The sequence below is a fragment of the Vibrio sp. 378 genome (assembly GCF_033339435.1).
In genome coordinates, this window is the sequence record NZ_JAWOUO010000660.1 from 1 (window position 1) to 653 (window position 653).

Below are 653 nucleotides of genomic sequence, written 5' to 3' on the forward strand. Positions count from 1 at the left end.
CTTCTTTAATGCCCATATCGTGCTCGTACACGTATTGCGTGGTGTGGTAGCTCGCGTGGTACGCACCGATGATGCAAGACATTGGCTCCGCCAGAGACGCATCAGCAAAGTAATCGCCGTGGTAAGGCAGTACACAGCCTAAGTCGATAGCGATTTTAGGAATAATGGAATACGTCGCGTTGCCACCAAATGTCTCATAGCTGTAGCCCGCTGAGTAGCCTGTTGGCAAGCCCATGGCAGGTTGCAAAACAAAGTAGTCACCAGCTTTGAATTGATGTTTTAGATTCTCACCGACTTCAACAATCACACCTGCGTATTCATGACCTGTCATTACGGGCACTTCGTCAATGTTTTCAGGAACGCGTTTGTGTTTGCTACCTAACAATGCTGCTTTGTAAGTGGATAGACAAATGCTGTTTGAAATGTTTTTAACCAGAAGTTCGTCGGCTGAAATGTTTGGTAAATCAAAGGTTCTTAATTGAACGTTTTTCTCACCACAGATAACCGCTGCCGTTGTTTTTACCATGATTTTTCTCCTAATTGGGGCGATACCTGCCGCCCCAAACTGCATTGTTAGGCTGGTTGCTCAGTCGCGACCGTTTGTTGCTTAATCTTATCCATCAGCTCGTCAAGCGCTGGGTCGTTGAGGAAGT

1 protein-coding gene is annotated in these 653 nt (G+C 46.4%); it reads right to left on the reverse strand.

Features of this window, described 5'->3' with window-relative positions:
• Window positions 1–526: alcohol dehydrogenase catalytic domain-containing protein (locus R7Q48_RS28115; RefSeq protein ID WP_318133598.1), on the reverse strand; the 526-nt coding region annotated here is incomplete at its 3' end.
• Window positions 527–653 lie beyond the last annotated feature (127 nt).